This is a genomic window from Thermogemmatispora aurantia (assembly GCF_008974285.1).
GTDB lineage: Bacteria > Chloroflexota > Ktedonobacteria > Ktedonobacterales > Ktedonobacteraceae > Thermogemmatispora > Thermogemmatispora aurantia.
This window is the reverse complement of the sequence record NZ_BKZV01000001.1, coordinates 1,245,224-1,267,927: the sequence shown is the minus strand read 5'-3', so window position 1 is coordinate 1,267,927 and position 22,704 is coordinate 1,245,224. Positions and strand designations below refer to the sequence as shown.

Sequence of the window (22,704 nt, the reverse complement as noted above, 5' to 3'; positions counted from 1 at the left end):
AGTAGAGGCGCGCGGTTCAGGTAGCGGACGAGAGGCGGAGGAGAACTCTGCTTCTCCTCCGCCGGTGTGGGGGAGCCAGCCGTCTCACTCAGGCCCTGGCCACGAGGCTGCTCTGCCGGAAGTGGAGGAAGGCGGCCAGCCCCACAACCAGGGTCAGGCCGAGAATGGTCAGCGTAGGTCCCCAGCGCCAGCCTTCGGTAATTGGGCTACCGTAGAGATGGAAAATCGAGAGATTGATCAGCCACTCGGGCAGCTTCAGCATCGGCTGCAGGAACTCCATCAGGAAGGAGAGAGCCAGGAACACGCTGATGAGGCCCGTGGTCAGGCCCGAGGGGAGGCGCGTCGCCAGGAGGTAGACCAGGGCGGCGGTCAGCCACTCCAGCGGCAGCATACTGAAGCAGGCGGCAGCCGTGTCGCTGACATCGATGCGCAGATTAATGATGTTGGCCGTTACCAGGAGACTGAGCCACATCAACAGTGGAGGAATCAGTGAGGCCAGGATGACAGCCGAAGTGTGCTCTGCGAGCAAGCGGAGACGCGACTGCGGCATGCTCAGGATGATCTCCAGGCGGTTGTTGTCAAGGTCGCGGCTCCAGCTGGAGGCCAGCGTCAAGGCGAAGATGGTCAGGGCCACAGGGACAAACGCGAAGACGGTCGCTCCCAGAAAGCCCTGGTTAGTAGCGACGTTGTAGCCGCTAAAGAGCTGGCTCATCACGGCATTGCCTGCAACTGCCTTCCTGAAGACGTCCAACAGGCTGGGAATGAGAGCGGTCAAAAATTCGACGAAGAAGAGCGTGATCACCGTCCACCAGAAGAGGGCGGTGAACTGCGCGCGCAGGGTGCGCAGACCCAGCGAGCGCAAGAAGGGATCGCCAGCGGCGCGCGCCAGCGCACGGGCGCGCTCGACCGTCGCCGGTTGCCGTTGTCCATTGAGGGCGAGCTGAAACGCCACGCCGCCCAGATCGCGCCGGGCAAAGAGCAAGGCACTGGCGACGATCAAGACCGCTGCCAGCAGGACAAGCAGCGTCAAGGCTCCCCAGTTGGTGGCCACCGAGGGAATCAGAGGCTTATTAGCATTGTAGTAGTAGAAGATCGATAAGCGGCGCAACCAGTCGAAATCGTGCTGAACTCGCCCGACACTATCAAACACGAACATGATCACCAGGACCGCTGCCGTCCAGCCGGCAGCGGCACCGCGCCAGCGCACGAACTGCGAAATCAGCAGGGCGATGGAGGCAAAGATCAGTTCAAACAGGCCGACGTTGAGAGCCGTCAGCAAGGCACGCGGGTAGTCAGCTGCTTGCTTGGCGCTGAGCTGGCCGAGCAGAATAAAGAGGCTAATGATAAGCATCATCACAAGGATGGCTAGCATGAGCGCAAGCAGCTTTTCCAGCAAGAGGCGTATCCGAGCCAGCGGCTGCGAGAGCAGGACATCGAGCGTGCCGCGCTCCTCGTCCCCGCGTACCAGGCGGGCGCCGGCCAGGATGGCCCAGATGGCCAGAAAGGCTGGCAAGGTCGTGCCAAAGACGCGAAAGGTGACATAGCCGGGAATAGTGTTGAGCGCCACCTGATCGCCATAGAAGCTAAAGGACTGATAAATCTGCGTGACACCAGCGCTGAGAGCATCCTGAGCGGTGGCATACATAGCATAGATCAGCAATCCCAGGCCGAGGCCCCAGCAGAGGACTGCGATCCAGTACTCGCGCAACGTTTTCAGCCAGATTGTACGCAGCATAGCTGTTCCCTCCCGTCCTGGCCGCCAGAAAGCGGACAATGACATTTAGCGGCCAGCGGCAACCGGCTGGTCGACCTGATAGAAGCGCAGAAAGATCTCTTCGAGGCTTGGCTCCTGGGTTGAGAGGCTGAGAGCATCGTGGGCGGCGGCTGCCTTGATAACTGCCTGCAGCTCGCCCTGGACGTCAAGATGCAGCTCGCGACCGTCGCGATTGAGGCGGACGGCGGCCACGCCCGGCAGCCCCTGGAACCACTCCGGTGAGGCAGGCCCAGGAAAGCTAATGACGACTGTCTGCTGCCGCATGTGCTTGAGCCGGCTCACCTCGTTCACCTCGACGAGGCGCCCATCGCGGATGATGCCAACGCGGCTGCAGGTCTGCTCAACCTCGGGCAGGATGTGCGAGGAGAGGAAGACCGTGTGTCCCTCGCTCTGTACTTCCCGCAGCATGCGGTAAAACTCCTGCTGGTTGAGGGGATCGAGGCCACTGCTCGGCTCATCCAGGATAAGCAAGCGTGGACGATGCATGAAGGCCTGGATCAGGCCCAGCTTCTGGCGGTTGCCACGCGAATACTCGCGGAAGCGCTTGCCAGGATCGAAGTCCAGTCGCTCGCAGAGCTGCTGCACGTAGGAGCGGTCAACGCCGCCGCGCAGGTGGCCGAGGTAGGTCAGGATTTGGGCCCCTGTCAGCCCGGGATCAAAGGCGAACTCCGAGGGCAGGTAGCCCACGAGCCGCTTGACGGCAGGCGCCTGCGACCAGCAATCCAGGCCGGCGATGGTGGCGCGGCCCGCCGAGGGACGCAGGAAGCCCATCAGCGTGCGGATGGTGGTGGTTTTGCCGGCGCCGTTGGGGCCGAGAAAACCGAAGATTTCACCCTCCTCGATCTCAAAGGTCAGATCAAGAATGCCGCGGCTGCGACCGTAGTACTTCGTCAGGCCGCTGGCTTGAATCAGTGCCGTCATGATAAGTTTCTCCTTCCATATATTGGCTGAGATAAGCGCGAATGGCTATCACGAAGCTTTCGATATGCTCATTGACTGTGTAGGCCAGCCGGCGGCGCTTCTCTGGGGGCGGTAGCTGCTGGTTTTCCAAGGCTCGGCGAATGGCCTCGCCCAGATCCTGAGCCTGTTGCTCAAGCGGAAGGCGTTCTTCTTCCGGCCAGAGCGGGTCGAGCGTCATATAGCCCATAAAGAGGGCTGTCAGCATGTATTCTAGGCGCTTGAGGCTCAGGTCTGAACGCAGCAAACCCTCCTCCTGCATCTGCGCCAGAATGGCATGAGCAAAAAGCACTTTGCGGCGAGCGATCGAGTTCCCCTGCAGATAGTCATGCTGCGCCATCGAGCCGAGCAGACTGACATCGTTGGTCAGCAGCGCCTTCACCAGCGGACGCTCCTGGTAGCGCAGAAAGGCATAGGGAAAAAGCGTATGGAAGGCAAAGCTATCAGCATTCTCAACGATATACTGCTGCAGTGATTCGATCACGGCCAGGGCCTCGCGCATAATCACCGACATAAAGAGGTCCTCGCGTGTCTTCCAGTGGAGATAGATGGTCCCTTTGGCAACCCCGGCCTCGTGCGCGATGTCATCGATGGTCGTCTTATCGTAGCCCCAGCGCTCGATGAGCTTGACAGCAGCGTTAAGGATGCGCTCGGCCCGCGCTCGGCGTTTCTGGGGAGAGGTAGGCGCCCTGCCACGCCGCCGCGGAGGCTGATCTGACTGGCCTGCCACTGTTCCTGGCCTCCCTTGTTTTTATTGACTAAATGACTGAATAAATAAGAACAGTCAAAAAATTCTGATTAGAGAATAATCCATTGTGGCAAGAAAGTCAAGGGGAGGGCGAGAGACAGAAAGGCAGGGGCTGCGCCAGTGCTAGCGGAGGGAGCGGCTGCTATCTTGAGCGAAGCCGGTGATCGCTGTCGAGGAGAGAGGCCCTCTGCTCCCGCCCGGGGGCAGAGGGCCTGAAGGCAGCGCCGATCAAAGCCAAAGCTATTTTAATTGCAGTTCGCCAGGTGCTGTTGCAGGGAGCTGAGACTGAGAGCGACCTGGACCGCTGGCTGTGGCTGACCTGGTCCAGGCTCAGCGGGGGCGCCGGGTTGCTGGAGGGTCACGATCCCGTGGGCGTCGACGGGGAAGGCGTCATAGACCTCCAGCCAGCTTTCCTGGCGGCCTCGCGGCGGTTGAAGACCGGGGGCGAAAACAAGCACATAGTGGCCATTCGGTTGAAGCTGTGGAAACCCAATGATCCAGAACTGATCTGATCCCACCTGGCCACCGACCGTAACAAAGGCCTGCGTCGCTTGCCGCCGCCGATCGTGGAGGATTCTCATCGTGCCGAAATGAACAGGGGTGTAGATGCGATAGCCCTCTGCCACGAGCGTCTCGGCGAGCGAGCTATGGGAAGCTGGCGCCATGTGTGGTCGCAAGCCGTCGGGGGTGTTCCAGCGGCTTTTTCCGTAGCTCACGGTTTGAACCTCGGCGGTCAGGATGCTGGTGCACATGCTCGCCGGCGAATTGAACTCATAGCGATCGACTATCAGGTGGATATTGAGAGACGCCTCAGCCTCTGGACTGCTTGAGGAGTGCTGTGCGGCGGGGGTCTGGCAGGAAGAGAGCATGACGACCAGTAGCGAGGCCACCAGGGCGGCAAATATAGCAGAAAAATATGAAGCGAGCTTTTCTTTCATATTATGGACTACCTCTGAGATAACGTTTACGTTTCTATTCTCCATGAAACGGGCCTGGCAGATAGCTACAACTGGAGAAGCGTCACGGGAAAGGAACGATCTGCTGCTTAGACGTGCAGGGGAACCGCTTGGTCCCCAGGCAGCTTGCTGTCGGTATCCAGGGAGAAAAGTGCAAGGTACACTCCGGCCTAGCGAAGGGGCTGTGCGGTCTCCTGTCCCGTCTCTTGATGTCGTACAATGAAGATCTAAAGGGGCAAGCTGACTATTCTTGAAACGTAAAGCGAGCAGATGCTCGGGAGGCAACATGACAGAAGCGAGCGACGCGCCGCAAGGCGCTCAGCATACCAATCGTCTCATTCATGAGACGAGTCCCTATCTGCTGCAGCACGCACACAACCCGGTGGACTGGTATCCCTGGGGGGAGGAAGCCCTCAACAAAGCCAGACAGGAAGACAAGCCCATTTTTCTCAGCATCGGCTACTCCGCCTGCCATTGGTGTCACGTCATGGAGCGTGAGTCATTTGAAAACGCAGAGATTGCGGCCCTCATCAACCGTCACTTTGTGCCTATCAAAGTTGACCGTGAGGAGCGGCCCGATCTCGACGCCATTTACATGCAGGCCGTCCAGGCGCTGACCGGTCAGGGAGGCTGGCCTCTCAACGTCTTTCTAACGCCCGATGGCAGGCCCTTCTTTGGAGGAACCTACTTCCCGCCCGAGGACCGGCGCTATGGCGGGCAAGTGATGGCCGGGTTCCCGCGAGTGCTCTTGACTCTCGCCGACGCCTATCAGAATCGGCGCCAGGAAGTTGAGGAGCAGGCCGAGCGCCTGGCCGAATACCTGCGCGAGCGCAGCAGCGCGCCCCTCTTGCGTCGCAGTCAAGGGCAGGTCTTGCCGCAGCTTGAACTCCTGGCCAATGCTGCGAGCGAACTGGCCGCCGAATTTGACCCCGTCAATGGCGGCTTTGGCGGTGCTCCCAAGTTTCCCAACAGCATGGCTCTGGAATTTCTCCTGCGCGTGCACCTGCATCGCGCCGCCGGCGAGCTGCCAGCGGCGAAGGAAGGGGAGCGCTCGGAGCTGGAGATCGTTGAGCAGACGCTGCGCCGCATGGCCTGCGGCGGCATCTACGACCAGCTTGGCGGTGGTTTTCATCGCTACTCCGTTGATGCCCGCTGGCTGGTGCCTCATTTCGAAAAGATGCTCTACGACAACGCCCTGCTCAGCCGCCTCTACCTGCATGCCTACCTGGTCACGGGCAACCCCTTCTACCGACGCATTGCCGAAGAGACCCTTGACTACGTCATGCGGGAAATGACGGCGCCAGAAGGGGGCTTCTACTCAACCCAGGACGCAGACAGCGAAGGGGAAGAAGGCAAGTTCTATCTCTGGCAGGCCGAGGAGATTGCCCGCCTACTGCCTGGCGAGGAAGGGGAGCTGTTCATGGCCTGGTATGGCGTGACCCCGCGCGGCAACTTTGAAGGCAAGAACATTCTCCACGTGCCCGAGCCTGATGCCCAGCGGGTGGCTGAGCGTCTCGGGGTCAGTCGAGAGCGTCTGGAGCAGGCTCTGGAGAAGGGCCGCGCGCTTCTCTTGGCGGCACGGGAGCAGCGCGTCAAGCCGGGACGCGATGAAAAGGTCCTGACGGCCTGGAATGGGCTGATGCTGCGCAGCTTCGCCGAGGCCGCGCGCTATCTCGGGCGTAGCGATTACCGGCACGTAGCCGAGCGCAATGCTGACTTTCTGCTGACGGCGCTGCGCAGGGATGGGCGCCTGCAACGTACCTGGAAGGATGGACGGGCCCATCTGGCTGGCTATCTGGAGGACTATGCCTTTCTGGCGGATGGTCTGCTGGCCCTCTACGAAGCCAGCTTCGAGCTGCGCTGGTTCAGTGAAGCGCGCAGCCTGATGGAGGAAGCCCTGCGCCTCTTTGCTGATAGCGAGAATGGTGGCTTCTTCGACACCGGCAGCGACCAGGAGGCGCTGATCAGCCGTCCCAAGGAGATTATGGATAACGCTACACCGGCGGGCAACAGCGTCGCCGCCGAGGTCCTGCTGCGCCTCGCCGCTTTCACTGGAGAGGCGCGCTATCGCCAGGTGGCCGAGAGCTATCTGCAAGCCCTGGCTGATATCATGACGCAGCATCCACAGGCCTTTGGTCATCTGCTGGGAGCGCTTGACTTTGCCCTCTCGCCCGAGCGTGAGATCGCCATCATTGGCGACCCGCAGGCTGAAGAAACAGCCGCTCTGCTGGCTGTGGTCAACCGCCGCTATCGACCCAACAGTGTCCTCGCCTGTGTGGCACCTGGTACCACGCAGGAGCGTGCCGCCGCTCTCATCCCGCTCCTGGCAGAGCGACCCCAGCAGAATGGACGGGCGACAGCTTACGTCTGCCAACATTTTGCCTGTCAGGCGCCGGTGACAACACCAGAGGCTTTGCAGGCCCAGCTCGACGAGTTGAATCGCTAATGTCCTTCTGCCAAGGCTGAGTGAGGAAAGACAGGGCACTGTGGACCGGCTCCCGCTTCGTTGATCCACAGTGCCCGGAACACGTGCTGATGCACATAGTAGAGTCGCAGAAAGCTGAGCAGGCCCGACATAGGTCGAGGCCAGTACCTAAAAGAGGCAGATAGCGGGCTGCCAGGCTTAGTCATTGACATAGCGCAGTTGGCCTTCCACCTCGTGACGGCAGAGCCTGCCACTATTGACGAGATGTTCAAGCGCGAGCGTAGCCGCGGCAACCTCCTTTCTACCAGCCTTCTTCTTGCTGGCTGGCAGAAACATCGTGGCGACCTGCTGGGGAGTGAAAACAGCCAGAGCGCCGGTCTGCTCCTCCAGGTAAGCGGTCAGGGCCTTGCGATACCAGGCCACTAGGTCGCCTGGCTGGGCGATCGGCGGCGCCATCACGATCATCACCGGGCAGGGGGCAAGCGCTAAGACACGGCGGGAGATGCTGCCGACGAGCAAGCGTCGCAGTTTGTGACGAAAACCCTCGCCGCGGCTTCCGACGACGATCAGATCGACGCCCAGCTCACGCGCAGCCCTGACGATCTCTCCCGCCGGCTCACCGACGCGAATCATCATCTCGATACGTTCAGAGGAGATGGTGTATTTTTGGAATTCTAGTCGGGCGCGCTTGAGCACCTCCTCGGCTTCGCGGCGCTGTTCGGTGGTGATCGGTAGGGGCTGAATCTGGCCAACATACATGCCAAGCGAGGGAGAAGCGGTATAGGGGATAGGAATGACCGTCAGGAGAATCACGTGAAAGGCCGGAGCCTGCTCAACCAGCTCTCTGACTTTCGTGATCGCCTGCCTGGTGGCCGGAGAGATCGCGGGATCGATACCAAGCAAGATATGCCTGTTCATGGCTACTGTACTCCCGAAGGTCACCCGAAGATGGCCACCCCATCTTCTGGGTTCGGTTTCTCACTCAGCGGGGATCAGTGGCCCGGACATCCAGCGTTGGGCTGGGCTAATACTGTGGTACTGTTACTGCGTATCTCACCAGAGAAATTCTCTATCCGAGCGGGGACAAGGGGCGGAAAGCGCCTGACACCGCGGCTGGCTCATCAGCTTGTTACTGACTGATTCGCCTGCCTGCTGTTCTGCTGCCTGCCTCGTGTGATACCACATACCCTCATCCTCTCTTCTTCGCGCGGCGCTCGCTTCGCCACCACCTTAGCCGGTAGTACCTCTTCTTTTCCTGGCTTCCTTCCTGACTCCTCCTGGCGACCAGCTTCCTGACCGGGTTCGTCGCTTTTGTCGCTAGCTGCTTGTGTGGCAGGAGACCACTATAGAAAAGATCAACGCTTATGGAACGCCGTCGTTGTCTGGTCACTCATTGCTCAGCCATGTCCTTGCGCGCCGTACCTGGCCTGCGTGGAAGGTGGCAGACAGCCAGCCAGTCGACTGAGAAGACAGCGCCTGCTGCGGTTCCTTCCTCGTCGGCGCTACTCGCATGTTTCTGCTCTCACCCCGCCGTTGAATGTGTGGAGTAGTTCACACTGAGCTGGTTAGCTGCGACATAGCCTGTCCTGAGAAGGGACCGTACACTCTCTATACGATAGTATAGCTGTTTTTTAAAGAAGCCACAAGAGCTTCAAGCCGCTTCTATAGCAGAGTTCAGGCCCTTCAGGCAGCTGAATCCTGTCGAGGAGTGGTCTCCGCCATGAGCAATGTCAATGGACTGGGTCCAGGGGGAAGCCCGGTCGCCCAGCGCATCGTTCCAGTGCTATTCTTGGTGCCTGCCAAGCCAGGTGGGCGGCGGGAGATCTGTCGTTATAAACACATAATCTGGACTCATACGAATGAAAAATTGGAGATCAGCCTGTCACTAGCGTCTACCTGAATATGGATGTCTTAGGGTCCTGCCAACAAGCGGACGAACAAGACTATCTCCGTGTAAGCGAAGGCATTGAAGGAAGAAAGCAGGTTGAGAGCGATGGGCATGCAGACTGAACAATTCTCAAGTGTCCTGGAGCTGGCCCTGCCGACCGAGGTTGAAGCCGGGGGAGCCGAAGCGATGGACGAGAGAGCAGCCGAGCAAAGGCACGAGGAAGAGTGCTATGGACTGGAGATCTTCCAGCGCGCCATTCTGGAAGGTGATCAACAGGCCTGGGCGCTGCTTCAAGACCAGTTCTCTGATCTTGTCCGCTGTTGGATGCGCCGACATCCTAAGCGAGAGATTGCCATGCGTCTGGATAGCGAAGAGAACTATATTGCCCAGGCTTTTGAGCGGTTCTGGCAGGCGACAGCCTTCAAGCAAGACCTTCAGTTTACTTCCCTGGCGGCGGCCCTGAGCTATCTGCGGGCGAGCCTCAACGGGGCTATCATGGACACTTTGCGTATGTACGCCCGACCGCGCGAGGCTTCTCTCTCTGTGCCGGGCTACGAAGGAGCACCAGTGAGCGAGGACAGAGATGATGGTGGCGAGCTTTGGGAGATACTCAAGAGTCTGCTGCCTCAACGGCGAGAGCGGTATCTCGCCTATCTGCTCTTCCATTGCGGCCTGAAGCCACGTGAGGTTGTCCGCTACTGCTCACAGGAATTCCACAGTGTCCAGGAGGTTTACCGCTTAAGGCGTAATATTGTGGAGCGCCTCATTCGTCATGCTGATCAGCTACGTTGGCGGCTCAGCGTGCATTAGCCGTCCTTCTGGGCAGTGGCCTGACCTGGCGTAGCATAGCAGGATGGGGTTTATTACTCCGAGGACTAAGTGGTGCGACAGGAGAGGAGGAAGCTGGAGAGAAGCAGAAGAACGCCGTGTGTAAAAAGCCGCACCTGAAACGTTGATTTAGCGAAAGGAGTATCCTCAGAAGGAGGAAGAACCAGCCTGCGTTTAGGCATCGTTGCATGCCATGCTGCCAGGTGAAGGAAACAAACGATGGATTGCAAAGATCAGTTTGCCCCTGGGACTGAGGAGCTGGCCATACTGGCCTTCGGCGACGAGGGCCTGGCCCCCGAAGTGGTGCGACACTTACGCGCATGCATGATTTGCCAACGGCGCCTTATGCAGTTTCAGGCGCTCTATCGTCACTTGCTGGCGCAACTCTATCGTAGTCAATGCCCTGATGGCCTGCGCCTCAGCTTCTACTGTGCTGGCCTCCTCAGTGTGGAGGACCAGCGTCAGATTGCGGCTCACGTGCAAGAGTGCCCGCTCTGTGCCGAAGAAGTGGCTATTACCAGGCGCTTCATGGCTGATCCGCTGGTACCCGCGACGTCAGCTCCTTCTTTCTCTCGCCTGGCAGCGCCTCACACCAGGCGTCAGGCTCGGCTGGTGTTGTGTGATAGGTGCCCATCAGCAACATGGCCGCGGTACTACCACGGTGAAGAGTTTGAGCTGGCACTACATATCTTGTCTTCCACTCCAGGGCGTTACGTGCTGTACGGTCTGCTCAGCTGCGCCAATGCTGCGCTGGATGTGTCAGCTTTCGCCGGTCGGCAAGCAGAGCTACAGCCGCTAAAGACGCCGCCAGGGAAACAAGCCAGGCGATCCGTGACCAACGCTGATCTGCCTCGGCTGTCAGCCGAGATCGACAGTCGGGGAACGCTGACCTTCCCCGCCGTGTCTCCGGGATGCTATACACTGCTCTTGCGCCTGTGCGAGCGGGACCTGGTGATTGAGGAGTTACAAATCGATGGCTACGGAATGAGCTGAAGCTAAAGCTCGCTGGGCCGGCGAGAGGTGACGAACGCAAAGCAAGGGCGCCGGACCTGGGACGGACTAAGGACCACCGGATCGCCTGGTAAGCGTGAGGGACCACTGGCCCTGGGAGAGGCCGAGCCAGCGTCAGGTCGGCGGCCTCTCCCCTGGTTCCAACCGGCGCCGTCGAGTATGTAATATATGCTTTTAGGATAAAAAGAGTAATATCTTGTTTATGGCTTTTCTTGAGAAAGCGCAGTGATTCCAGGGTGCTCTCTTTGCGGCTGGCCTTCCCGTTGGGGCTGAATCACGCTCCTACTCCAGATCGCCCAGCCAGTGTGTCTTGTTCCGATAATCGGTTGGAATCCGCGCAGGTGGCGAAAGAGCCGGGTAGCCGACATAGAGAAAGGCCACAATCTCATCTTCGGGAGCCAGGCCGAGCCAGGCTTTGACCTGTGGATCATAGGCCGCTTCGCCAGTGCGCCACATCGTGGCCAGGCCCTGCTCCTCGGCGGTCAGCAGCATGTTCTGAACGGCGGCGGCCACCGCCTCGATGTTTTCAATGGCACGTACCTCGGGACGCTGAGGAGCCTCGGCAGCTACCACAATGACCACTGGGGCGCGCAAGGGCTTCTGACGCTCCTTCTCGATCAAGGCCCGGACCTTTTCATCCTGGCTCCGGCTCAGGCGTAGAGCCAGGGCCTGAGCCATTGCCTCGCCCAACTCCTGGCGGGCAGCGCCGCTAAAGATGATGAATTTCCAGGGTTCGACTCTATGGTGATTGGGGGCGTGTGTGGCCGCCTCCAGCATGCGCTCAATCTGGGCCCGTGTCGGACGGCGCTCACTCATCTTGCTGATGCTGCGCCGTCGGCGGATTGTTTCAAACACCAGCATTGTCGATGTTCACCCTTATGAAGTGCCATGATGATGTTCCGTATACTATACCCTATGCGGCCCTGTTACTCAAGGAGGACTTTCGCTCTCAGGCGGCTTCACGGGCTGTGGCGGCTCTCTTTCTCTGATTGCCTCTCTGTCTGTCCGCCTGATCCTCTGCCTGTCTGATAGTCTGATAGTCGGCCTGGGAGATACGCTATAGCTGTCGCCAGGGCTGCCTTGTCATGGTTCTGCTCGAGGGATACAATGGAGGCAAACGGTAAAGGTAAAGGCGAAAGCGAGCCATGATGACAACAGTACACTTTGGCTGGGTTCTCAATGCCGGACCGACGCGCGGCATGGAGCCAAGCCGTTTTCTGGAAATCACGCGAGAGCAGATTGCGCTGGTGGGCGAACAGATCGACTCTCTGTGGTTCACCGATCATCTGCAGTTTGGACAGTCGCCTGTGCTAGAGGGTTGGACAGCGCTGACCTATATTGCCGCACTTTACCCACAGTATCGCATTGGTCACATGGTCCTCTGCCAATCTTTTCGCAATCCGGCTCTGCTGGCCAAGATGGGTGCTACCTTGCAGTATCTCAGTGGGGGGCGTTTCCTGCTCGGTATCGGCGCAGGCTGGCATGAGGAAGAGTATCGAGCCTACAACTATCCTTTCCCCGAGCCACGAATCCGCCTTGAGCAGCTTGAAGAGACCCTTCAGATTGTCAAAGCGCTCTGGAGCGAGGAACAAGCGACCGTTGAGGGGCGCCATTATCGGGTCCACAGCGCCTATTGTGAGCCAAAACCGGAACCGGTGCCGCCTGTCATTGTCGGTGGTCTTGGTCCGCGCCTGCTCCACATTGTGGCCCGCTATGCTGATGGCTGGAATGCTGCCTGGGTCAAGCCAGAAGCCTATCGCGAACGGCTCACGACCTTCGAGCGTGCCTGTCAGCAGCTCGGGCGAGATCCTAGCCAGATCGAGCGGAGCTGGTTCGGGCGCTGCATCTGTGTCCCATCTCCGCAAGAGGCGGCCAGACTGCAAGGTCGGGGGCTGCTGGGTACTCCGGACCAAATTGCGGAGCAGATCCAGGCCTACGTCGACCTGGGCATCACCACCTTTATGCTGGGAAGCTGGGAGCTAGAGGATCTGCAAACCGTCGAACTGCTCGCGCGTCAGGTGTTACCACGCTTCCGTCCAGGTGCCGGAGCCGCCTGAGCGTCACCGCCGACAACGGCCCTGTGATAGGACTCTGATGATGCTCGTTGGTTGAGCGATCGGCGAACGAGCAAGCAAACAAGTGAATGAATGAGTGTGTGAGGAGCGAGGTTTATGGAAACGCCCAAGAGCGAGCGTCCCCCTATCCTCTTTGGGGCAAATGTTGATCCTACCGCGGACGATCCTCGCAGGCCCGTGGAACTCGCGCGCGCCGTGGAAGAAGCCGGCTTTGACCTCATCGGTGTTCAGGATCATCCGTACAATGCGGGCTTCCTTGACACCTGGACGCTCATTGCCGTGCTAGCGCAGGCCACACAGCGCGTGCGCTTCTTCCCCAACGTCGCCAATCTGCCGCTGCGTCCCCCGCTGATGCTGGCTAAAGCGGTGGCCACCCTTGACGTCCTCAGCGGCGGCCGTCTTGAGCTGGGACTGGGAGCTGGCGCTTTCGCCGAAGGCATCGTCGCTATGGGGGGACCACGGCGCAGCGCTGGCGAAGCGGTTGCGGCCCTGGAGGAAGCAATGCAGCTCATACGCCGCTTCTGGAGCGGAGAGCGCAGCCTTCACTTTCAAGGACGCTACTACAGTGCCCAGGGAGCGCGCCCCGGTCCGCGTCCGGCCCATTCGATCGGCATCTGGCTGGGGGCCTATCGTCCGCGCATGCTACGCCTGACTGGACGTCTGGCCGATGGCTGGATTCCCAGCAGCACCTACGCGGCCCCCGAGCAGCTGCCTGCCATGCAGCGTCAGATCGACGAAGCTGCTCAGCAGGCAGGGCGCCCGCCGCGAGCTATTCGGCGTATCTACAATATCGTCGGCCAGATCACCGATAGCGGCCCTGGCTGGGAGCGCGGCACCTTCCGCGGCGGCGTCCAGGACTGGATTACAGAGCTGACGCGCCTGGTGCGCGAAGTGGGGATGGATACCTTTATCTACTGGCCTCTGGAGGACCGTCTACCTCAGATCCAGCGCTTCGCTGCCGAGGTGATCCCTGGCGTTCGCGCGGCCCTCAGTACTCCCTAGCGTGCTCCTCTCGTAGAAAGGTTGTGGCAGCCGGGGCAAGGAGCCAGCAGCCAGCGCTAGAAAGAACCAGGGCAGGCGGCCAGCAATAGCTAAAGGGCATTGCTGGCCGCGCCGGGCCGGCTGGCTCTCTGCGTAAACTCAGCCCTGTCCTTCTGAGGAAGAAGGAGCAGGTCCTTTCTCCAGCAGGTTGCCCTCCACTCCTTTCAGCAGGTTCCCCTCGATCCCAAGCGAGGGAAGAAGCTGGGCCTGGGCCTGTGTCTGCAGTGGGAGGCCCCACAGCTTAATAAAGCCCACAGCGGCGTTATGATCGAACTGATCGCCCGTATCGTAGGTCGCCAGGCTGTGGCTATAGAGCGAATGCTCGGACTGGCGTCCGACCACTGCAAACTGGCCCGGTGCCAACTTCACGCGCACCTTGCCGCTCACAAAGCGCTGCGTGCTCTGCACGTAGGCCGCCAGGTCCTGATGCAGGGCGCTGTACCACTGCCCGTTGTAGATCAGGCGCGCATATTCGGCAGCAACCAACTCCTTGAAGCGCAGCTGGTCGCGGCTGAGCGTCAGGCTCTCTAGAGCCTTATGTGCGGCATGCAGAACCACCGCGGCGGGAGCCTCGTAGATCTCGCGCGACTTAATGCCCACCAGGCGATTCTCGACATGGTCGATGCGCCCGATCCCGTACTTGCCGGCCAAAGGATTGAGTGTCTCGATCAAGGTCACCCCATCGACCTCCTCGCCGTTGAGGGCCACCGGGATGCCACGCTCAAAGGTCACCTCGATATAGGTTGGCTCGGGGATGGGCGGACCGCCCGGACGTCCGAAGAGCCAGGGGCTGGTTGTCCAGGCATAGACATCCTCTGGCGGCTCCTGCCAGGGATCTTCCAGGGCCCCGCACTCGATGCTGCGGCCCCAGAGATTCTGATCGATCGAGTAGGGGCTGGCGTTCGTCACCGGAATGGGAATATTGTGCTCGGCGGCGTAGGCGATCTCGCTGTCGCGCGTCATGCTCCACTCCCGTACGGGGGCGATGATCTTCAGATCGGGAGCCAGCGTCGCGATCGAGACATCGAAACGCACCTGGTCGTTGCCCTTACCAGTACAGCCATGAGCCACGGCAACTGCACCCTCGGCGCGGGCTACCTCTACCAGCAGGCGAGCAATTAATGGACGGGCCAGAGCAGTTGCCAGCGGATACTGGCCCTCATAAATTGCGCCGGCCTGCAGGGCAGGCCAGACAAAGTAGCGCACAAAGTCGGCCCGCGCGTCCACCACAATCGCCTTCACGGCCCCAATCTGTTCCGCGCGGCGGGCAATACTTTGCAGATCGCGATCGTTGCCGACGTCGATTGTCAGCGCGATCACATCCAGATCATATTTCTCCTTAATCCAGCGGATTGCCACAGAGGTATCCAGACCGCCGGAATAGGCGAGAACCGCAGTAGCCATCAGCTTAAGCCCTCCCATGCTCAGACTGAATCCCATCCGGCGCCGACGTGGGGCTGCTCTGACCGCCCTGGTCATTCTGTCCTGGGTCTATCAGGCGCCGGATCGCTCTTTCAAAAGTGGCAGTGCGTTCCTGCCAGGCCGCCCGGGCGGTGGCCAGCCGCTGGACCACTTGTTCCAGACCGAGATTACCGGCTCCGCCCAGGTGATTGCGCTTCTTGAGGCGCTCGACCAGCTGCTCGCGGCTCTCCGTTGGCAGAGGCTCATGACGGTCGAGCTGAGCTGTTACCTCAGCTCCCACAATCCGATAAGCATCGCGAAATGGCAGGTTGGCGGTGCGCGTCAGCTCGTAGGCGCGATCGGTAGCGAAGAGTTCGAAGGTGCAGGCGGCGACCAGGCGGTCGACATTCACCTCCAGCGACCCCACCACTAGCGTGCAGATCTCCAGACACTCACGTACCACATCCAGCGCTTCCATAAAGGGGCGCTTAGTCTCCTGATAGTCCATATTGTAGCCAGAAGGAAGACCGGTGACAATGCCGAGAATCTGCTGCTGAAGAGCCAGCACCGTCTGCGTGCGAGCGCGTACCAGCTCCATCACGCCCAGATTGCGCTTTTGTGGCATAATGCTGCTGCCCGTACATAGTTCCTGGGGTACGCGGAAGAAATTATACTCTGCCGTTGTGAACAGCAAGATGTCCTGAGCCAGCTTACTCAGGTCCAGCATGACCTGAGCCAGGGCCTGGACAATGGCCGCCTCTACTTTGCCGCGGCTATTCTGAACATAGATCACATTATGCTGCACACGGGCGAAGCCCAGCAGCTCAGCGGTATACTGGCGATCGATGGCAATCGGTACACCATAGCCGGCGGCGGAACCGAGCGGCGACTGGTCGTTCAGGCTGTAGGCGGCGCTCAGCAGCTGCTCATCGTCAAGCAGGGCCTCGGCGAAAGCACCAGCCCACAGGGCCACTGAGGAGAGCATGGCCCGCTGCATATGGGTATAGCCGGGCATCGGCACATCGGCATGGGCGCCGGCGAAGCGCCAGAGCGTTTCCACCAGCGTCAGCAGGGAATTGGCGATTCCATGCAGCTGCTCCTTGGCATAGAGGCGCAGGTCAACCAGCACCTGATCATTGCGCGAGCGCGCCATGTGGATCTTCTTGCCAGCGGCGCCAGCCACCTCTGCCAGGTAGTTCTCGACACGCGTATGCACGTCCTCATCGCTGGGCGTGATCGTAAACTGTCCCGTTTCGGCCAGGTGGAGGATGTCGCCCAGGGCCTCTTTCAAGGCCCTGTGTTCGTCCTCCGTCAGCACGCCAATCTTGGTGAGCATGGCCGCATGTGCCAGTGATCCCCAGACATCGTAGCGCACCAGGCGGCTATCGAGAGCGCTATTCTGCGCCGCCTCGAAACGCTCGACCTGCTCATTCACACGATAGGTTTTCTGCCAGAGTTTCGGCATGAATCAGATCCCTCCCACGGGACTGAACCCCAGATTCTTGTTGCGGCGCGAGATCAGCTCATAAGGCAGGCCGCGAATATGGGCCACAGCGGCGCACTCCTTCTGATTGAAGCTGGCGCTCTTGATAGAGCGCACATCGGGGAAGAAGAGACCGCCCTCCGCCTTGCGTGCCACAATATCAACGTTCCCCTTATAGAGCTGGAGCGTGTACTCGCCGTTCACCACCTTCTGAGTCTCAGCAATAAAGGCGTCGATGGCCTGCTTCAGAGGATGGAACCACTCGCCGTGATAGACCAGGCGTGCCCAATAAGCATCGAGAGGACGCTTCAGCTGAATCTCCTCCTTCGTCAGACAGAACTGCTCTAGATCGCGATGGACCTTCAGCAGAATAGTTGCCGCGGGAGCCTCATAGATCTCGCGGGACTTAAGGCCCATGATGCCATCCTCGAAGATGTCGATCTTGCCGATCCCATTGGCCCCCCCGATCACATTCAACTGCTCGATCATCTCATCGAGTGGCATCTCATGGCCATCCAGGGCGACCGGCAAGCCGTTGCGCCAGGTCAGCTTGATCATCGTCGGCTTATCTGGGGCCTTCTGAGGGGGAGTCAGCCACATCCAGATCGAATCGGGCAGCTCGGTATCCAAATCGATACCGCCGCTGGCGATCGAACGGCACCACATCGTCTTGTCATCGCCGCCGACAATGATCTCCTCGATCGGAACGCCGTAGTGCTCCATCAGCAGCCCCTCCTCGCTGCGCGTCAGGTCGAAATCACGCACCGGCACAAAGATCGCCAGGCCGGGAGCGAAGAGGCTAAAAACGTTATGCATGCGGTACTGGTCGTTACCTTTGCCGCTGGAACCCTCCATCAGGGCATCGCAGCCCAGTTCCAGGGCCTTCTGTGCCACCCTGGCGGCGATCAACTGGCGCGTCATCGAGGTCGAGACGGGATAGCCGTTGTAGTCCGAGTTGGCCTGGATGGCTTTTGTCAGCCACTGCTCGGTGAATTCCTTCCTGGCATCGATCGTAATCGGCTGAATACCCAGCTGAACCGCGCGCCGCACCGCCATATCGATCTCCTCTTGCCCCTGACCAACATCAACGTTGATGGCATACAAGGCTCGCGCCTTGTACTTGAGCTGAGAGAGCTTGACGCAGAGCGACGAATCGAGGCCACCGGAGTAAGCCAGGGCGATGCTCTTCCCCTGGGGGACCTCCACCGCCTCGATCTTCTGCAGGGCAACCGCGAGAGCACTCTGCTTGCTAGTTTGCTGTTCCTGATTGCTGGTTGTCATCGTGCAACACTCCTTCAAGGTCAAGGAAAACGTGTCGAGAAGGAGCGAGCAGGCATCAAAAAACCCTCGCCCCTTCCTGTCCTGGAAACCTGAAGGGACGAGAGTAGGCAAAGGCGAGATGAGATTGAGGACTCGCTTGCACCTACACCCGTGGTGCCACCCTTATTGTCACCAGCCGCTGCCTAGCGCCGGAGAGAGAAGACCAGCTCTCTCCTGTTGGATGCCGCTCACACCAGTGTGAGGAGCATGCACGGTGACCGCTCTTTACGGTTATTGTGCTGCGTGGGAACCACCCACCTGATCCTACTTGCCCGTGATGTGCTCCCTTCCACTTCCCTCCCTGCCCCAGATCAGGATGCTTCTGACTTCAGGCGCATCACGGACTTTCTTCGGCCAGCCGCTCACGAAGGCGTTCCAGAGGGCGTGTCCTTCCGAACTCTCACCAATCATCGGATCGCTGTTGGCCGCTTCCTCTGTACTACGTTCGCTCGACGCGGGACAGCTATCAGCAAGCCCGTATTCGATTGTCGCTTGTGCGGCGTGAACACCTGCCCTGGTGGAATGATGGCCTCTCGCGGCTTCTTGCCCGACTGCCTGGCGCATCTCATCTGCCAGGGGTAGCGCCGCGGTGTCTTCCTGCTGATGAAAAAGAGAGATGCCTGCGAGCAATGGCCTGCCCGGCAGGCATACCTTTTTTCAGCATTGATGTTGTAGTGTAGATCACGGCAAGTGGAGCGAACTGCTGTCAGATCGGCTCTGGAAGCCAGGAACGAGAATTTCGCAGGAGACAGCGCGCAGAGGAAGGTTGCTTATGCGAGCTGCGGACTCCTGGCGGCTTTCGGGAGCGCAATGCTGGAACGAATGATACTCATCCAGATCGCAGCTTGCGGCTCTGTCAGCAAGGCCCACACCCAGACGGCCCACCCACCTTCCAGCGAGGCGCTTCGCTGTCATCATCCTCCGCTACCTCTTGCCGAGGCTTCTCCTGCCTGCTCTCGTTTTCGCTCTTGATGCCAGCCTCTATTCCCAGAAGCTAAACACTCTGCCAGAACTATTATACAGGCACGGTCGGGATTGCGCAAGTTTCTGCCTGGCGGACACATGACTTCTGCGCTAGCAGGAGCATACGAAGAAAAAGATGGGAGAAAGCATGAAGAAAAATCCTTCGCCTTTTCCCCTTGTGATTGCTGGAAGCTGGCTTTATGCTTTTTATCAGATGTATTTAATCTTAGTCCTAGTTCTAGAATCAGGAGGTAAAGACCTTGAGTGAGGAAAAGAATGAAATAGAGCAAAAGATGGCAGAAAGTCAGCTGAATCGTCGTAAGCTGCTCAGAACTGTCGGAAAGATTAGTGCCGCTGCTATCATCGGAACTGGTGGATTGAGTGCTACTAATGAAGTAGCACAAGCTGACTATTCTGATGATAATAATATTATATTGCCGCTCAAACTAGATAATGCTCGAAGTTTCAAAACTTTTATGAGCGCTTTGGAGGATTCAAAGCTGCGAGCCGGTCTTAGAAGCCACTCCGCATCGCTTCCGGCTGGTGCGCGCGAGCTGGTCGCCATGCTTGACGACCAGGAGTTCTTGAAGATGGGGGTCGTATGTGTGGAAAAGTTCGATCTGATGATCCACGGCAAAACAACTGTTGAGGAGGTCCAACGAGTTGGTCAAGATTTGTACAGGTACATCAACACTAAGTATCCAGAAGGCTTCAAGACGCTTTGTCAGTATGGTCAGGAGATATTCCCTGAATATCGCCGCCAGGCTACGGTATTGCAGCAGGCTGTAGAGAAAGCCAGCAAAGGGGAAGCTGCCTCCCTCAATTTCCCCTGGCTTGGTGCTAATATCGCTATTGCTGCTAACGCAGGGGGAATTGTCAATGCAGGAGCAGTTGTCAATGCGGTCGTGTATGCAAATGCTGCTGTTGCTACTCTGGCAGTTGTAGTGTTGGCTGTAGTTCCCCCTGCCGTATCCTGATAATGCTGTAGGAGGGAAAATGTCTGGTGCGTCAGGTGTTTATTTGTTCATACCCTCACTACAGTCCTTGCTAACAGCAGTGACTTCATAAAAACCAGGGCAATTGGGTGAGCAAATAAACACCTGAGCGCCTCGGAGAAAGAGGCAAAGCTGGCTGAAAAGGAGGATCCGGACATGTTTATTCGTCCACATTCATTGGCTATTATCACAACCCATCAATGCACAGCGGCGTGCGACCATTGCTGTTTTACGTGTTCTCCCTATGTAACCAAGTCTCTCCGTTATGAGCGCATGGAGCAGCTGATCGACGAGGCTGCACAAATTCCTAGCCTGTGTGTAATTTCATTTACTGGTGGAGAGTGCTTTCTTTTGGGCGATAAGCTCGACGCGCTAATCTCTCGCGCCTCCGGTTACGGTCTCGTTACTCGCTGCGTCACTAACGGCTACTGGGCTGTTACGCCCAAAGCAGCAGAACAGCGGGTTGCGAAACTTGTCAAAGCTGGCCTCAAGGAGATCAATTTCAGTACTGGCACCTTCCATTCGCGGTATATTCCCGTGCAGCGTGTGATCAATGCCGCGTGTGCCTGCGTGCAGGCTGGCTTGACGACGCTCATCAATATCGAGATTTGCAATGAGTCTGATTTCAAACCCGAACTCATTACAGAGCATCCTGTTTTGGCCGAGTATATCGCCAACAGAAGCCTGACCGTCCAGCGCAGTGTCTGGATCGAAGCCGAGGGCATCTCGCCAGTCACTCATCCTGAAGAGCACAGTCGCTTCAACCCTGATCGCAAGAGCGGCTGCCAGACCATTCTCAACGTCCTGGCAGTAACACCAGACGAGCACCTAGTTGCCTGCTGTGGTCTGCATCTCGAACGCATTCCTGATCTTCACTTGGGATCTGTATCACAAAAAAGTATTCGCCAGGTGTTGGATGAAGCACCTGATGATTTCCTCAAAATCTGGATACACGTCGAGGGACCAGAGCGCATCTTGGAATTTGTCAAGCGATATGTGCCGGACTACGAGCTACCTGTTCACTCTGCCCATCCGTGTGAGACCTGCTTGCGATTACACAAGGACAAGGTCGCTAGAACCGTCATTCGGGAGCATTACCGCGAAGTCGAGGATGAGGTTGTTTCTTTATATCTTGCCGGGATGGCCAGCAACGCTTTGAATACAGCCGTGCTTCGTCAATATCAAGGACAGCAAACGTTAGCCACTGACGAAGCATAGTGCTTGTAAGGTAAAATTGAAGTGTCATGGTTATCGATCCGAAATCCACGTTGACTAGCGCCATAATCGAGCAATTACATAGGCTAGGTCATAGGATCGCACAATCTGGCCTGTTGGACTTACTGGCAGCCTATGGATGTGAAGAAGAGCGGCAGGACACCTTACGTTTTGATATAGCTTTTTTGCCAAGAAAATTGGCTTCTGCCGTTAATTTGCTTGTTTTAGGTGATGCGATCAAATTGACCGAAGCCGAGGAGATACTTGGAGCAGATGGTATCGAGACCTTGCTCGCACTCGAGTTAGCGAAGCATGAGTTCGATTCCTTGCACTTACCAAATCTACGTCTCATACGCCACTTTGGCGTAATGCTGTTCTGCCAGCAGCCGGCAATCACTGCCCGCTTTTACTACGGTAATGACTCGTTAGCTTTGGGGCGGCTGCTGTTGCCTGTCAGAGGAGACGTCCTGGATCTCTGTGCCGGTGTTGGTACGCAGGGATTACTGTGCGCTCTGACGGCCCAACGAGTTGTTTCCGTAGAGGTGCAAGCTGAGGTTGCGAAACTCTACGCGATCAATAGCGCCTTGAATGGCCTAGAGGAGAAAATGGAGTTACGTATTGGTAACTTGCTTGAGGCAGTGTATGACGAGCGCTTTGATCGTGTCTGCTGCAATCCCCCATTGTTGCCTGTGCCTCATAGCTTACCTTATCCTCCGGTCGGGGATGGTGGGGAAGATGGCCTGACAATCATTCGTCGGGTCGTATCTCACCTGTCAACCTTGCTCACTCCTACCGGCAGTTGTCAGATCATCGGGACGGTGGTAGGCAATGAAGCGGAGGCCGCATTCCAGGAACTGGAAGATCTTGCAGAGGACCAGGAACTCTCTATCCAATTGATTGTGCCTTGGCGTGAACAGCTCGAAGCGCAAAGCCCCTTAGTCAGATCCCTGGCCTTGACAATCAGCCAGTATGGGAATCTCCCTTATGAAGTGGCGCTCCATGAGTTATTAGCATCCTACCAGGCCATGCAAGTCCGCTATCTCTATTCCTTTCTCTTGCTGGCCCATCGGGCGAGTGCGAGAGGCGAAGCCGGACTTGTCCTGACCCATCACTACCTGCGTGGCAGCTCCTTCTGGAGTGTGTAATGAATGAGTAGTCGTTACAAAATGTTGTCAGTTGCAGCAGCGACGTGAGGAGGTTGTTTCCCGTGAATTCACTGAATCTCTTAGCCAGCGCCATCGATGTCGTGGCGGGCGTTTCCCTGATTGTTTTGAGCCTGCCATTGTTGCGCGGCAATACTCAACGCAACTCCTTCTACGGTTTTCGCTTCGGACGGGCCATGACCTCAGCCGAGCAGTGGCGCGAAATCAACCGCTACGGAGCGAGATGGACGATCCTCTGGTCTAGTCTGCTGGTGGTTATTGGGATCGTTGCTTTCTTTATTCCCTTTGGTGACAATACTACTCTGGCTTTCCTCTGGATCGTTATCCCTGTGCTCTTCCTTTCGACTATACCTATCATCCAGACGGCCAGCTATGCGAGGCGCATAGCTGGATAAGATAGTGCGTCCCTTGATAGGAAGGGAATGCTTCCTCGTGTGCTCCTCCAATCTTTCCCCGGCGTC

The 22,704-nt window shown here is 58.2% G+C and carries 18 protein-coding genes; 9 read left to right on the top strand and 9 right to left on the bottom strand.

The window, feature by feature from the left end; genetic code table 11:
* Positions 1-88 precede the first annotated feature (88 nt).
* From KTAU_RS04920 to KTAU_RS04905, 4 genes are all read right to left on the bottom strand, one after another.
* Complete coding sequence (locus tag KTAU_RS04920) at positions 89-1,735, bottom strand: efflux permease Rv1217c-related protein (RefSeq protein WP_170293065.1); 1,647 nt, start codon at positions 1,733-1,735, stop codon at positions 89-91.
* Positions 1,736-1,780: 45 nt separating this feature from the next.
* Positions 1,781-2,695, bottom strand: coding sequence for an ABC transporter ATP-binding protein (locus KTAU_RS04915; RefSeq protein ID WP_151727288.1), 915 nt, complete (start codon positions 2,693-2,695; stop codon positions 1,781-1,783).
* Positions 2,631-3,461: a TetR/AcrR family transcriptional regulator gene (locus KTAU_RS04910; RefSeq protein WP_151727287.1), complete on the bottom strand. Its 831-nt coding sequence runs from the start codon at positions 3,459-3,461 to the stop codon at positions 2,631-2,633. The genes KTAU_RS04915 and KTAU_RS04910 overlap by 65 nt, the downstream gene beginning before the upstream one ends.
* A 263-nt stretch (positions 3,462-3,724) precedes the next feature.
* Positions 3,725-4,417 carry a hypothetical protein gene (locus tag KTAU_RS04905; protein ID WP_069803854.1) on the bottom strand — a complete coding sequence of 231 codons (693 nt, stop codon included), beginning with the start codon at positions 4,415-4,417 and terminating at the stop codon, positions 3,725-3,727.
* A 304-nt stretch (positions 4,418-4,721) separates the two neighbouring features.
* Between KTAU_RS04905 and KTAU_RS04900 the strand changes: the two genes are divergently transcribed.
* Positions 4,722-6,881 (top strand): thioredoxin domain-containing protein, encoded by a 2,160-nt coding sequence (locus KTAU_RS04900; protein WP_151727286.1) that lies wholly within the window; start codon positions 4,722-4,724, stop codon positions 6,879-6,881.
* Between the two features lie 177 nt (positions 6,882-7,058).
* Here KTAU_RS04900 and KTAU_RS04895 read toward each other — a convergent pair whose 3' ends face one another.
* Positions 7,059-7,778 carry a universal stress protein gene (locus KTAU_RS04895; protein ID WP_151727285.1) on the bottom strand — a complete coding sequence of 240 codons (720 nt, stop codon included), beginning with the start codon at positions 7,776-7,778 and terminating at the stop codon, positions 7,059-7,061.
* Between the two features lie 1,075 nt (positions 7,779-8,853).
* On the opposite strand from KTAU_RS04895, the gene KTAU_RS04890 reads away from it, so the two are divergent.
* Both KTAU_RS04890 and KTAU_RS04885 read left to right on the top strand, forming a co-directional pair.
* Positions 8,854-9,558, top strand: a complete 705-nt coding sequence (locus tag KTAU_RS04890; RefSeq protein WP_151727284.1) for a hypothetical protein — start codon at positions 8,854-8,856, stop codon at positions 9,556-9,558.
* A 237-nt stretch (positions 9,559-9,795) separates the two neighbouring features.
* Positions 9,796-10,569 carry an anti-sigma factor gene (locus KTAU_RS04885; RefSeq protein WP_151727283.1) on the top strand — a complete coding sequence of 258 codons (774 nt, stop codon included), beginning with the start codon at positions 9,796-9,798 and terminating at the stop codon, positions 10,567-10,569.
* Positions 10,570-10,869: 300 nt separating this feature from the next.
* On the opposite strand, the gene KTAU_RS04880 is transcribed toward KTAU_RS04885, so the two are convergent.
* Positions 10,870-11,448, bottom strand: a complete 579-nt coding sequence (locus tag KTAU_RS04880) for a nitroreductase family protein (RefSeq protein WP_151727282.1) — start codon at positions 11,446-11,448, stop codon at positions 10,870-10,872.
* A 284-nt stretch (positions 11,449-11,732) separates the two neighbouring features.
* On the opposite strand from KTAU_RS04880, the gene KTAU_RS04875 reads away from it, so the two are divergent.
* A complete protein-coding gene (locus KTAU_RS04875) occupies positions 11,733-12,644 on the top strand; it encodes an LLM class flavin-dependent oxidoreductase (protein ID WP_151727281.1) in 912 nt (303 codons plus the stop codon).
* A gap of 114 nt (positions 12,645-12,758) precedes the next feature.
* Positions 12,759-13,664 (top strand): LLM class flavin-dependent oxidoreductase, encoded by a 906-nt coding sequence (locus tag KTAU_RS04870; protein ID WP_151727280.1) that lies wholly within the window; start codon positions 12,759-12,761, stop codon positions 13,662-13,664.
* Positions 13,665-13,802: 138 nt separating this feature from the next.
* On the opposite strand, the gene KTAU_RS04865 is transcribed toward KTAU_RS04870, so the two are convergent.
* Genes KTAU_RS04865 through argG form a run of 3 tightly spaced genes read right to left on the bottom strand, consistent with a single transcriptional unit; the run spans position 13,803 to position 17,868 of the window.
* Positions 13,803-15,110 (bottom strand): argininosuccinate synthase, encoded by a 1,308-nt coding sequence (locus tag KTAU_RS04865; protein ID WP_371875060.1) that lies wholly within the window; start codon positions 15,108-15,110, stop codon positions 13,803-13,805.
* 1 nt (position 15,111) lies between these two features.
* On the bottom strand, positions 15,112-16,569 hold the full coding sequence (argH, locus tag KTAU_RS04860) for an argininosuccinate lyase (RefSeq protein WP_151727278.1): 1,458 nt from the start codon (positions 16,567-16,569) through the stop codon (positions 15,112-15,114).
* A 3-nt stretch (positions 16,570-16,572) separates the two neighbouring features.
* Positions 16,573-17,868, bottom strand: coding sequence for an argininosuccinate synthase (gene argG, locus KTAU_RS04855; protein WP_151727277.1), 1,296 nt, complete (start codon positions 17,866-17,868; stop codon positions 16,573-16,575).
* A 1,262-nt stretch (positions 17,869-19,130) separates the two neighbouring features.
* On the opposite strand from argG, the gene KTAU_RS04850 reads away from it, so the two are divergent.
* The 4 genes from KTAU_RS04850 to KTAU_RS04835 all read left to right on the top strand — a co-directional run bounded on the left by KTAU_RS04850 (position 19,131) and on the right by KTAU_RS04835 (position 22,638).
* Complete coding sequence (locus KTAU_RS04850; RefSeq protein WP_151727276.1) at positions 19,131-19,847, top strand: hypothetical protein; 717 nt, start codon at positions 19,131-19,133, stop codon at positions 19,845-19,847.
* 174 nt (positions 19,848-20,021) lie between these two features.
* Positions 20,022-21,083: a radical SAM protein gene (locus KTAU_RS04845; protein WP_151727275.1), complete on the top strand. Its 1,062-nt coding sequence runs from the start codon at positions 20,022-20,024 to the stop codon at positions 21,081-21,083.
* A 26-nt stretch (positions 21,084-21,109) separates the two neighbouring features.
* Positions 21,110-22,225 carry a methyltransferase gene (locus tag KTAU_RS04840; protein WP_151727274.1) on the top strand — a complete coding sequence of 372 codons (1,116 nt, stop codon included), beginning with the start codon at positions 21,110-21,112 and terminating at the stop codon, positions 22,223-22,225.
* A gap of 62 nt (positions 22,226-22,287) precedes the next feature.
* Positions 22,288-22,638: an SdpI family protein gene (locus tag KTAU_RS04835; protein ID WP_151727273.1), complete on the top strand. Its 351-nt coding sequence runs from the start codon at positions 22,288-22,290 to the stop codon at positions 22,636-22,638.
* Positions 22,639-22,704: the final 66 nt, after the last annotated feature.

What these genes read in the sequence shown, in the direction of transcription:
- KTAU_RS04880 (WP_151727282.1), bottom strand. Translation starts at nt 11,448, where the DNA reads ATGCTGGTGTTTGAAACAATCCGCCGACGGCGCAGCATCAGCAAGATG.
- argH (WP_151727278.1), bottom strand. Translation starts at nt 16,569, where the DNA reads ATGCCGAAACTCTGGCAGAAAACCTATCGTGTGAATGAGCAGGTCGAG.
- KTAU_RS04870 (WP_151727280.1), top strand. Translation starts at nt 12,759, where the DNA reads ATGGAAACGCCCAAGAGCGAGCGTCCCCCTATCCTCTTTGGGGCAAAT.
- KTAU_RS04920 (WP_170293065.1), bottom strand. Translation starts at nt 1,735, where the DNA reads ATGCTGCGTACAATCTGGCTGAAAACGTTGCGCGAGTACTGGATCGCA.
- KTAU_RS04915 (WP_151727288.1), bottom strand. Translation starts at nt 2,695, where the DNA reads ATGACGGCACTGATTCAAGCCAGCGGCCTGACGAAGTACTACGGTCGC.
- KTAU_RS04905 (WP_069803854.1), bottom strand. Translation starts at nt 4,417, where the DNA reads ATGAAAGAAAAGCTCGCTTCATATTTTTCTGCTATATTTGCCGCCCTG.
- KTAU_RS04900 (WP_151727286.1), top strand. Translation starts at nt 4,722, where the DNA reads ATGACAGAAGCGAGCGACGCGCCGCAAGGCGCTCAGCATACCAATCGT.
- KTAU_RS04840 (WP_151727274.1), top strand. Translation starts at nt 21,110, where the DNA reads ATGGTTATCGATCCGAAATCCACGTTGACTAGCGCCATAATCGAGCAA.
- KTAU_RS04875 (WP_151727281.1), top strand. Translation starts at nt 11,733, where the DNA reads ATGATGACAACAGTACACTTTGGCTGGGTTCTCAATGCCGGACCGACG.
- KTAU_RS04895 (WP_151727285.1), bottom strand. Translation starts at nt 7,778, where the DNA reads ATGAACAGGCATATCTTGCTTGGTATCGATCCCGCGATCTCTCCGGCC.
- KTAU_RS04885 (WP_151727283.1), top strand. Translation starts at nt 9,796, where the DNA reads ATGGATTGCAAAGATCAGTTTGCCCCTGGGACTGAGGAGCTGGCCATA.
- KTAU_RS04845 (WP_151727275.1), top strand. Translation starts at nt 20,022, where the DNA reads ATGTTTATTCGTCCACATTCATTGGCTATTATCACAACCCATCAATGC.
- argG (WP_151727277.1), bottom strand. Translation starts at nt 17,868, where the DNA reads ATGACAACCAGCAATCAGGAACAGCAAACTAGCAAGCAGAGTGCTCTC.
- KTAU_RS04890 (WP_151727284.1), top strand. Translation starts at nt 8,854, where the DNA reads ATGGGCATGCAGACTGAACAATTCTCAAGTGTCCTGGAGCTGGCCCTG.